Genomic DNA, 10763 nt, shown 5'->3' with positions numbered 1-10763 from the left:
GCTGTCTGCGCCTTGGCCTGTTGCAGTTCGGCCTGCAATTGCTGCACTTGCTGGGTGAGTTGCTTGTTCTGTTCGTCGAGGCTCTTGATGGCTGCCTCTTGCACCAGAATCGCCTGGGTCATGAAATAGCCCGCCGCTGGCTGGCGAGTCAGGTGTTCCTTGATCCGCGTCTCGGCCTGGGCGTCGCGCGGGGCTGAGTCCGTTTCGGCCTGTTGCAGCCGGGAAAACAGTCCATCGATCAGGGTTTGTTCTTCGCTGTTCATGGCGACCTCGTAGATTGCCGGGAATATCAGTGCCCTCACCCACAGTGGATAAGGTGCTCACCAGTAATGGGGCTGATACAGGATGTTTCAATGACCTTTACCGAACGTTTACGTTTGTGCCCCGAAGGGGTTGATCGGTTAAAGTGAGGCACTGCTTTCAACCTGCGATACCGACTGATGAATTCGTTCGATGTACTGCGTGACTCTCTGTATTTCTTCAAGCGCAATCTGAGCCAGATCGTGCAGCTATGCCTGCCGCTGGTGATTGTCGAGGCGCTGCTGCAACAAGTGGTCGACCGCTCCACCGGGCCAGACAGTTTCGCCGGCATCAGTGTGATTGTCGGCTTGCTGGTGTATCCGCTGTACACCGCCGCGCTGATCCTGTTTCTCGATGCCCGTAGCCGCGGCGAATCGCCGCGTACCCGCGACCTGTTGGCAGCCGCTGCGACCCTGTGGCCGCGCTTCGCCGTACTGACCGCCCTTAATACCCTGCTGATCCTGATCGGCCTGTCGCTGTATTTCCTGCCGGGCATCTGGCTGATGGTGACGCTGGCGTTCGGCGAGTACCTGTTGGTGCTGCGCGGCCTGGCACCGCTGGCGGCGATGAAGGAAAGCCTGCGCCTGACCCGCGGGCATTTCATACGCATTCTGGTGTGCATTCTGTGCGTGATGGGCCCGCTGTGGGTGCTCAAGGGAGCGACGCTGGCGGTTTACCCTGACCCGCAGAACCCGGTGATCTCCCTGCTGATCGACAGCGCCCACAGCTTCCTGCAGTTGTTCACCAGCGTGGTGCTGTTCCGTTTGTTCATGCTGATCGCCGATGCACCCGAGAAATCTGATGAGCGGCTCTGACCGCTCTACCCTTGGGCTTTGGCGCTGCTCTCGGTTATGCTCGGGGTCAATCTTGTAACGCGATAAGCCGAGCGATGCCCCGTCTACTGCGCTACACCCTGCTGTGCCTGCTGATCGCCATCAGCCTGATTGCATTGCTGATCTACAGCCTGACCTGGCGCCCCGACGCCAAGGAAGCGCTGCCGGTCAGTTGCAACGCCCAGGCGCCGACGCTGGTGCCCGGTCAGGCGTTGAAGGTGATGACCTGGAACGTCCAGTATCTGGCCGGCAAGCGCTACGTGTTCTGGAACGACCTGGCCGCAGGAGACGACGAATCCCCTACACCTGAAGACATGGCCTTCAGCCTCGACGAAGTGGCGCGGGTGATTCGCGACGAGCAACCGGACATCGTGCTGTTGCAGGAACTCGATGACGGCGCCAAGGCCAGCGACTACCAGAACCAGTTCAAATTACTTCAGGATCGGGTCACCGACCTGTATCCGTGCACCACTCAGGCCTTCGACTGGAAAGCCGACTTCGTACCTGAACCGCATATTTTCGGCAGCGTTGGCCGGCAATTGGCGACCCTGAGCCGCTACCGGATCGAACACGCCGAACGCCTGCAATTGCCGGTCGCGCCGGCCAATGTCATCAGCCGTCAGTTCAAGCCGAAAGACGCCTTGCTGGTCACGTACCTGGCATTGAACGACGGTGGCCAGATGGCCGTGCTCAACACCCATCTGGACCGCACCAGCCAGCTCGACGATACCTTGCAATCCCAGGTGACCGCCGTGGCCAAGGTGCTCGACAAGTTCGAAAGCCAAGGCACGCCGTGGTTGATCGGTGGAGATTTCAACCTGTTGCCGCTGGGCCAGTATCAACGCCTGCCCGCCGAGCAACGCACGCCCTACTCTGCCGACAGCGCGCTGCATGTGCTGTGGGACAAATACCCGATGATCCCCACCAACAACGAAGCCAGCGGTATCGACCGGGCGCAATGGTTGACCCATTACCCGAATGATCCCGGCTTGAACGGGCCGGACCGGACCGTCGACTACCTGTTTTACAGCCCGCGCATCAAACGGGTCGAAGCGCGGGTGCGGCAGGACGATACGTTGCGCATTTCCGATCATTTGCCGGTGATTGCGCGGTTTCTGTTGCCGGCCGCGCCATAAAACACCTGTGGCGAGGGAGCTTGCTCCCGCTCGACTGCGCAGCAGTCGTAAACCGATTGACACCACGCACCTGAAAAATGATGTGACAGAATTTGGGGCTGCTTTGCAGCCCAACGGGAGCAAGCTCCCTCGCCACAAAAATCCGTGCCCTACTTACGAGGCTTAACCCGCGCCGTCGCCTCGGCCACCAGCGGATCATCCGGCCAGTAGTGCTTCGGATACCGCCCCTTCAAATCCTTCTTCACCTCGGCATACGTACTGCGCCAGAAGTTCGCCAGGTCCTGCGTCACCTGCACTGGCCGCCGCGCCGGGGACAACAGATGCAGTTTCACCACTTGCYGGCCGCCGGCAATCCGCGGAGTCTCGGCCAAGCCGAACAACTCCTGCAACCGCACCGCCAGAATCGGTGGCTGTTCACTGTAATCCAGACGAATCGATGAACCCGACGGCACACTCAAATGATGCGGCGCCAGCTCATCCAGCCGTTGCGGCAACGGCCACGGCAGCAGGTTGTGAACGATGCTCGACAGGTCCAGATTGGCGAAGTGACTGAGCCGCGAGACTTTCCCCAGATAGGGCATCAGCCAGTGTTCGAGGCTTTTGAGCAATGTTGCGTCGCTGACATCCGGCCATTCGCTCTCGCCTTTACCCGCGAGATCCAACTGCCGCAACAACGCCACCCGCGCCTGCCACTGACGCAGCTCTGGCGTCCAGGGCAACAGCTCCAGACCTTTGCGCCGCACCAGATTCACCAACGCCTGACTGCGAGCACTTTCATCGAGCCCGGTCAGCGGTTCGCGGCTGAGGATCAACTCGCCGACCTTGCGCTGACGCTCGGCCCGCAGCACACCTTCGCGCTCATCCCAATCCAATTGATCGACACACCGCACCTGTTCGGCCAGCACCGAATCAAACAGCGCCGGATCAAAATCCGTCGCCAGATAAATCCGTTCTTCACGCTGGCCCTGACGACTGCCCAGATCGGCGATCACCAGCCACGGTTGCTTCATCAGGCTGTCCGCCTCGGCAAATAGCGCCGCACGACCGTTGGCCAGGCGATACTCCGCGCCACCGGCCCGCCGCTGTTGGGCGACCCGATCGGGATAAGCCAATGCCAGCAGCGCACCGAGCCAACGCGGATGTTCGGGGTCGCTGACCGGCTCCGACGCTTTGCCGCGCAAATAACCGCGATACTGTCGCGCCAGCTGCCGAGCTCGTTGAACACCGCCCTGCGCACCGCGAGCGGCCCGTTCTTCACCGGATAACAGCACCAGTCGGCTGTGCAGGTCCGCGCCAGCACCACGCAAGATATCGCGCTCACCAAGCAGCGCCGCGACATCGCAGGCCATGTCGGCCAGGCCGAGCGCCTGGCCACGCAACAGCAAATGGGCGATTCGTGGATGGGCCGGCAGTTCGGCCATGGCCTGACCGTGACGGGTCAGCGCTTCGCCCTCCAGCGCGCCCAAGCGCTCAAGCAGATCCTGGGCCTGTGCATAAGCCGCCGCCGGAGGAACATCCAGCCAGACCAACTGCCCCGGCGTCACGCCCCAACGACCGAGTTGCAAGGCCAGCCCGGCAAGGTCCGCCGAGAGGATTTCCGCACTGGCGTAAGCCGCCAGTTGCTCGTGTTGATCCTGCGACCACAAGCGATAACACACGCCGGGCTCCAAACGCCCGGCCCGGCCTGCGCGCTGCGTGGCACTGGCTTTGGAAATCCGTTGGGTATCCAGGCGAGTCATGCCGCTGCCGGGGTCGAAGCGCGGCACGCGCGCCAACCCGGCATCGATCACCACACGCACGCCATTGATGGTCAGGCTGGTTTCGGCGATGTTGGTGGCCAGCACCACTTTGCGCTTGCCCGCAGGCGCCGGGTCAATCGCCGCCCGCTGCGCCGCCAGGTCCAGTTCGCCGTGCAGCGGGCACAGCAACACCGGCGTGCCCTCGCCCAAGGCATCGGCCAATTGTTGATGCACCCGCCGAATCTCCGCCTGCCCTGGCAGGAACACCAGCAGGCTGCCGGTTTCATCGTTCAGCGCGTCGAGGATGGTCTGCACCACCTTTGGCTCGATGAACTCACCGGGCTGAAACGGCCGGCCCCAGCGCATCGCCACCGGGTACATGCGACCTTCGCTGCGCAGGATTGGCGCGTCATCCAGCAACCCGGCCAGGCGTTCGCCTTCCAGGGTTGCCGACATCAAGAGGATCTTCAGCGGTTGATCGTCGCGGAACAGCTCCCGGCCATTCAGGCTCAGGGCCAGCGCCAGGTCGGCATCGAGGCTGCGCTCGTGGAATTCATCGAAAATCAGCAACCCCACGCCTTCCAGCGCCGGGTCATCCTGCAGGCGCCGGGTGAGGATGCCTTCGGTGACCACTTCGATGCGGGTATTGGGGCCGACCTTGCTGTCAAGACGAATGCGATAACCCACGGTTTCGCCGACCTTCTCGCCCAATTCACTGGCCAAGCGCTCCGCCGCCGCCCGCGCTGCCAACCGGCGCGGTTCGAGCATTAGAATGGTCTGCCCGGCCAGCCACGGCTCATCGAGCAAGGCCAACGGCACCCGGGTGGTTTTACCGGCACCGGGCGGTGCTTCGAGCACGGCTTCGTGGCGTGTAGCGAGGGCTTCACGCAGGGCGGGTAAAACTTCATCAATTGGCAAAGAAATCATGCTGGCTCCCAAACAGAGGGCCGAGTATAACGGCGTTCAGCGCGGTCCTAATTCATATCGACGATGCTTCGTTTCCAGATAACCCAGGAGATTTCATATGCGTGCTCCCTTTCGCTTGATCGGCGGTGTATTGATCGCGTCCTTGCTGACCCAAATGACCGCCTGCGGTTCGATTTTCTACCCGGATCGTCGCGGCCAGATTGACGGCAAGATTGACCCGGCCATTGCCGCGCTGGATGCAGTGGGCCTGCTGTTCTATATCATCCCCGGCCTGATCGCCTTTGCAGTGGACTTCACCACGGGTGCCATTTACTTCGAGCCCGGCCGGACCGCCCAGGTGGCGCCGGAAAAACTCAAGGAAGCCATCGGCGCCGACGGCAAGGTCGATAACCACAAGTTGCAGACTATTCTCGAAAGTGAACTGGGCCGCAGCTTCCCGCTGGACGATCCGCGTCTGATCCAGCACAAGGGCAGCGCCCAGCAACTGGCTATGTTCGGCCTGCAACCGGCTGCATAATTCGTGCATTTGAAGGAACCACAGCACTGATGACGACCCCTACCGACCACGCCCGCCTGCTGCGGCTGGCGACGCGCGCCTCGGTGGCGGTCGCGTGCATATTGATCATCGCCAAAGCCATCGCCTGGTGGCTGAGCGGCTCGGTGAGCATGCTCGCCGGGTTAACCGACTCGGCACTCGACGGCATTAGCTCGCTGCTCAACCTGATGGCCGTGCATTACGCCTTGCGCCCGGCCGACGATGATCATCGATATGGGCACGGCAAAGCCGAATCACTGGCGGGCATGGCTCAGGCGCTGTTCATTGGTGGCAGTGCCGTGCTGATTTCCCTGCAGGCGATCGAACGGTTGAAACATCCGGAACCGATAGGCGCAGCGTGGCTCAGTATCGGGGTGATTGTGTTCTCCCTCGTCCTGACCGTGGCCCTGCTGATGTTGCAGCACCGGGTAATCAAGGCTACCGGCTCCAACGCGGTGAGCGCCGACTCCTTGCATTACCGTTCGGACCTGCTGCTCAATGGCGGCATTCTCGTAGCGCTGGTGCTGGCAGGGTTTGGCTGGCAGCAAGTCGACCCGTGGTTCGGCCTGGGGATCGCTGCTTACATCCTCTGGAGCGCGATCCAGATCGCCCGGGAAAGTTTTGCAGTGCTGATGGATGAAGAATTGCCGACCGATGTCAGCCAGCACATGCTCGAACTGGCCTGCAGCGTACCCGGCGTTCTGGGTGCCCACGACTTGCGCACGCGGATTTCCGGCAACCAGTGGTTCGTGCAATTGCATCTGGAATTGCCGGGAGACTTGACCCTGTCAGTCGCCCACGGCATCAGCGATCAAGCCGCCGATGCGATTCATGCCGTCTACCCGCGAGCCGAAGTGCTGGTGCACGCCGACCCGCAGGAAGTGGTGAAGGCCGCCAGGGCTCAGTAACTCACCTGATAACCGCGACTGCTCAGGCAGTTGCCCTGGGCCTGTCGGTAAACTTGCACCACCGACGGATCCGGTCGGTAGGTGGCAGTACGTGGATCGAAACCGCTCTGTTGCACGGCCCAGCGATAACATTCATAAGCGTCCCGGCTGACTTCCTCCGGCGACTGGCCGTTGGCTGGGTACGCCACCACGTCATAACCATTGCTCACCGGTGGCGGCTGCACAGGAGGGTCGACCACGACGTAATCCTGAGTGCTCTCCTGATAGGCGTAATATGCGCCGGCCGCCAGGAACAACAGCGTGCCGCCGATCCACACTTCACGGGCGTAATCGGGCAAGTAGCTGACGCGAATCCCGCGAGGCGGCTGAACCACCACATAACGCGGGCCTTGCGGGCGATACCAGTAGCCACCGGAATAGAAATAATCCTGGCCACGATACGGCACGCGGAAGTGACGCTCCTCCGGGAAGCGGTCGATCACGTACCCAGGACGATACTGCGGGCCGGGGCCCCAGCCTGTGCCGTGCCCCTCCGGACGACCGGGCCAGCGACGGTCATCGTGACGCGGCTCCCGCCCCCCGGTCTGCCATGGCTGGTTGTGATTGTTACGCCACGGTTCGTCCTGATAGTAGCCACGCCGCGGTTCCTGGGTCTGGCGCACGGTATCGGGCCGACTCTGGATTGGCAGATTATTACTCGGTTGTTGCGGCGCTCGCTCCTGAACGTTTGGATCGTGTAGCGGACGGTTCTGCCACTGGCCACCCTGAACGCTGGAGTCGTGCGGCGTACGGTTCTGCCACTGGCCGCCCTGATTGTTGGACTCGTGCGGCGCCCGGTTCTGCCACTGGCCACCCTGATTCTGGTCGTGGCGCTCGAATTGGCGGCTGTTGTCGCCACGAATGATTTCGGTGCTCTGCGGGCGTGGCTGATTGCTGCCGCCACGGCCCTGGCCCTGTTCATTGCCCCGATGATCAGGCCCACGCTGCCCGCCATCGGGGCCGCGGTTCTGTGGTTCATCGGCAAGCGATTGTGCAGTGACACTTACACACAGCAAACCAACACCGGCCAAACGCCAGATGCGCGATTTCATGCTTTTCCTCACGGCGGGTTAGGGCCTGTACGTAAGACTGGGAAAGCGCAGGCCGGTTCTGCAACAGGTTATCAGTCACGTAACTTTTTTATTGAGCGGCTTTTTATTAAGGGCATGCCAAATTGCGGGCAAGAAAAAAGGGAGACCCGTCGGCCTCCCTTTGAGAACTTCGTCCGTGCTCGACGCTTATGACGTCGGCTCACCTCACGCCGTCTTCTGGACAGTGTGTAGCTCGGGGGCCGACGCATCCCCGGTGGGGGTGGCGACCGCAGCTGGCCTGATTGGGCGAGCCGCACTGGACTGTTTGTCCGAGCAGTGATTCTGGTGATAAGAATAGGCCCGGAGCACCGACAGAGGATTGCGAATATTGCTCAAATAAACATCACTTGCGCAATTTTTAACTCAGGATAGATAATCTGCCGCAATAGTTATGACAAAGGCCTGATTGATGAGCAAACTCGACCGATACGACCTGAGTATTTTGGCGGAATTACAGCGCGACGCGCGCATCTCCAATCAGGAGCTGGCCGAACGCATCGGCCTGTCGCCTTCGCCTTGCTCGCGGCGGGTCAAGCAACTGGAAGACGACGGCTACATCTCCCGCCAGGTCGCCTTGCTGGACCGCAAGATGCTCGGCCTGAGCCTGACCGCCTACGTGCTGATCGGCATGGACCGCCATACACCCGAGCGTTTCGAGAACTTCGAAGCCGCCATTCGCACATTACCGCAAGTGCTGGAATGCAGCCTGGTGACCGGGATGGACGCGGATTATCAGCTCAAGGTGGTGGTGCCGGACATGGATCACTATCAGAAGCTGCTGCTGGGGCATCTGACCCGGATTGAAGGGGTGACGAGTGTACGGTCGAGTTTCGTGTTGAACCAGGTGCTCAACAGCACGGAGTTGCCTTTAACTCATTTGCGCAGCTGAGAATGCTTTGTGGCGAGGGAGCTTGCTCCCGTTCGGCTGCGAAGCAGTCGCAAAACCAGTGAACGCAGTGTGCCAGATTAAACCCGGTCGCTGATTTTGGGGCCGCTTCGCGCCCCAGCGGGAGCAAGCTCCCTCGCCACAATCCGACGCAGGTCAATACCCCGCCAATCCCCCTTGGCGTATACTCCTCCGGCCTTTTTAGCCCCGCCCGCGCTGGAGATATTCGATGGATCCTGCAGTTTTCGAAGAGTGGATGATGACTGGCCTGGTCAGCATCCTGATCATTTTCATGGGTTTCATCGTCTGGGATCTGGCAAAAAAATCCAAAGCCGGACGCTTCGGCTCGTTCATTCTGTTCTTTGTGCTGGGGTTGGGTGTGGCYGCATTCGTGATCAAAAGCGTGGTCATCGGCCTGATCGAATCCGGCACACTATAAACGCGCCGGCACTTCCTTCCACTGGCCCTGATCGAGCCCTTCGATCGACCAGTCACCGATTTTGACCCGCACCAGGCGCAACGTCGGCAAGCCGACCGCTGCGGTCATGCGTCGCACCTGACGGTTGCGCCCCTCGCGAATCACCAATTCCAGCCAACTCGTCGGCACGCTTTTGCGAAAGCGCACCGGCGGGTTGCGTGGCCACAGTTGCGGCTCATCCAGTTTTCGCGCTTCGGCCGGCAAGGTCATACCGTCGTTCAATTCAACGCCCTCGCGCAAGCGCTGCAACTGCTCGGCGGTTGGCTCGCCTTCCACTTGCACCCAGTAAGTCTTGGCCAGTTTGTGTTTCGGGTCGGCAATCCGCGCCTGAAGCTGGCCGTCGTTAGTCAGCAGCAGCAATCCTTCGCTGTCACGGTCCAGCCGTCCTGCCGGGTAAATCCCCGGAATATCGATAAAGTCCTTGAGCGTCGCCCGCCCTTCGCCGTCGCTGAATTGCGTCAGCACATCGAAAGGTTTGTTGAACAGAATCAGCTTCGGCTCGGCCGGGGGCGCTTTGGCGATACGGCGCGGGGCGGAAGAAGATGACACAGGCTTCACGCCAGGGCGGCGGGAAACGGGACGTTGAGGACGGGACATGGCGAGAAGAACATCTAACGGTCAGGGCTGCTAATGCTAGTGCCCCAACCGTCAAATGACCATGAGAACAATCAGCGGAACGGCGGCTCGTCGAAGCTGCGCAGTTTGCGTGAGTGCAGCGAGTTGAGCTCGGTGCGCAACAGATCCACCGCCTCGATGCCGATCTTCAAGTGCTGGCTGACCGCGCGCTCATAGAACGCGTTGGCCGACCCCGGCAGTTTGATTTCGCTGTGCAGCGGTTTATCCGACACACAGAGCAACGTGCCATAGGGCACCCGCAAGCGATAACCCTGGGCCGCAATCGTGCCGCTTTCCATGTCCACCGCCACGGCGCGGGACAGGTTGATCAGCGGACGCTCCTGCGCCCAGCGCAGCTCCCAGTTACGGTCGTCGTAGGTCAACACGGTGCCGGTACGCAGGCGTTTCTTCAGTTCGTCGCCCTTCTCACCGGTGATGTTGGCCGCCGCTTGCTGCAACGCCAACTGCACTTCGGCCAAGGCCGGAATCGGAATGTTCGGTGGCACCACCCGGTCGAGAATCCCGTCGCGACGCATGTAAGCGTGTGCCAGCACGTAATCGCCAATGGTCTGCGACTGACGCAAGCCGCCGCAGTGGCCGATCATCAGCCAGCAATGCGGACGCAGCACGGCCAAATGGTCGGTGATGTTCTTGGCGTTGGACGGGCCGACGCCGATGTTCACCAAGGTCACGCCATGGCCGTCGCTGGCGATCAGGTGATAGGCCGGCATCTGGTAACGATGCCAGACCACGCCAGCGGCAATCGCCGAGGCTTCGCCGTGGTCCATGCCCTTTTCGATGATCACGTTGCCCGGCAACACCATGCGTACAAAACGCGGGTCTTTGCGCAGTTGTTCCAGGCCATGAACGATGAACTGGTCGACGTAACGGTGGTAGTTGGTCAGCAGAATCCACGGCTGCACATGCCGCCAGTCGCTGCCGGTGTAGTGCACCAGTCGGCGCAGGGAGAAGTCCACCCGCGCGGCATCGAACAGGGCCAATGGCAGCGGATCGGTGTTTTCCCAATCGTACAAGCCATCAGCGATGCCATCGGTGGCGGCCGACAGATCCGTACTCGGGAACACCCGCGCCAGTACCGCCGCCGTAACGCCAGAGCCGGCCAGTTCATCGCCCTGCTCGACCACATACGGATAAGGAATGTTTTGCTGGCTGACGCCGACTTCCACGGTCACGGTGAAGTCGTGCATCAACGGAACGAGTTGCTCCAGCAGGTATTTGCGAAAGGCTGCCGGATGAGTGACGGTGACGCTGTAGG

Annotated in this window: 11 protein-coding genes; 6 read left to right on the top strand and 5 right to left on the bottom strand. The window is 61.2% G+C overall.

All coding sequences use genetic code 11. The features are described from left to right. The coding region (locus AC1DLB_RS09715; RefSeq protein ID WP_477784928.1) for a DUF2076 domain-containing protein at window positions 1-263 on the bottom strand (263 nt) is incomplete at its 3' end. Window positions 264-440: 177 nt separating this feature from the next. Here AC1DLB_RS09715 and AC1DLB_RS09710 point away from each other — a divergent pair. Both AC1DLB_RS09710 and AC1DLB_RS09705 read left to right on the top strand, forming a co-directional pair. After that, window positions 441-1115 (top strand): YciC family protein, encoded by a 675-nt coding sequence (locus tag AC1DLB_RS09710; RefSeq protein ID WP_019581325.1) that lies wholly within the window; start codon window positions 441-443, stop codon window positions 1113-1115. 74 nt (window positions 1116-1189) lie between these two features. Next, a complete protein-coding gene (locus AC1DLB_RS09705) occupies window positions 1190-2269 on the top strand; it encodes an endonuclease/exonuclease/phosphatase family protein (protein WP_477743852.1) in 1080 nt (359 codons plus the stop codon). Between the two features lie 149 nt (window positions 2270-2418). Here AC1DLB_RS09705 and hrpB read toward each other — a convergent pair whose 3' ends face one another. Further along, window positions 2419-4935, bottom strand: coding sequence for an ATP-dependent helicase HrpB (gene hrpB, locus AC1DLB_RS09700; protein WP_477784927.1), 2517 nt, complete (start codon window positions 4933-4935; stop codon window positions 2419-2421). Between the two features lie 97 nt (window positions 4936-5032). Here hrpB and AC1DLB_RS09695 point away from each other — a divergent pair, with 97 nt between their 5' ends. Together AC1DLB_RS09695 and AC1DLB_RS09690 are read left to right on the top strand one after the other, a co-directional pair. After that, on the top strand, window positions 5033-5452 hold the full coding sequence (locus AC1DLB_RS09695) for a hypothetical protein (RefSeq protein ID WP_018925778.1): 420 nt from the start codon (window positions 5033-5035) through the stop codon (window positions 5450-5452). Window positions 5453-5481: 29 nt separating this feature from the next. Continuing rightward, window positions 5482-6378: a cation diffusion facilitator family transporter gene (locus AC1DLB_RS09690; RefSeq protein WP_064620576.1), complete on the top strand. Its 897-nt coding sequence runs from the start codon at window positions 5482-5484 to the stop codon at window positions 6376-6378. Here AC1DLB_RS09690 and AC1DLB_RS09685 read toward each other — a convergent pair. Beyond that, window positions 6372-7469: a DUF6515 family protein gene (locus tag AC1DLB_RS09685; RefSeq protein ID WP_064620580.1), complete on the bottom strand. Its 1098-nt coding sequence runs from the start codon at window positions 7467-7469 to the stop codon at window positions 6372-6374. The genes AC1DLB_RS09690 and AC1DLB_RS09685 overlap by 7 nt on opposite strands. A 448-nt stretch (window positions 7470-7917) precedes the next feature. Here AC1DLB_RS09685 and AC1DLB_RS09680 point away from each other — a divergent pair, with 448 nt between their 5' ends. Together AC1DLB_RS09680 and AC1DLB_RS09675 are read left to right on the top strand one after the other, a co-directional pair. After that, complete coding sequence (locus AC1DLB_RS09680) at window positions 7918-8397, top strand: Lrp/AsnC family transcriptional regulator (RefSeq protein WP_007937367.1); 480 nt, start codon at window positions 7918-7920, stop codon at window positions 8395-8397. Between the two features lie 226 nt (window positions 8398-8623). Next, complete coding sequence (locus AC1DLB_RS09675) at window positions 8624-8833, top strand: DUF2788 domain-containing protein (protein ID WP_007937369.1); 210 nt, start codon at window positions 8624-8626, stop codon at window positions 8831-8833. Here the strand turns inward: AC1DLB_RS09675 and AC1DLB_RS09670 are convergent. Both AC1DLB_RS09670 and amn read right to left on the bottom strand, forming a co-directional pair. Next, window positions 8828-9394 carry a pseudouridine synthase gene (locus AC1DLB_RS09670; protein ID WP_477743889.1) on the bottom strand — a complete coding sequence of 189 codons (567 nt, stop codon included), beginning with the start codon at window positions 9392-9394 and terminating at the stop codon, window positions 8828-8830. The genes AC1DLB_RS09675 and AC1DLB_RS09670 overlap by 6 nt on opposite strands. A gap of 146 nt (window positions 9395-9540) precedes the next feature. Further along, window positions 9541-10763 (bottom strand): AMP nucleosidase (gene amn / locus AC1DLB_RS09665; RefSeq protein ID WP_477784926.1); only part of this gene is annotated, 1223 nt, incomplete at its 5' end.

This window comes from Pseudomonas sp. 05N434 (assembly GCF_056396965.1).
The sequence above is the reverse complement of the archived record's forward strand: the minus strand, read 5'-3'. Positions and strand labels throughout refer to the sequence as shown.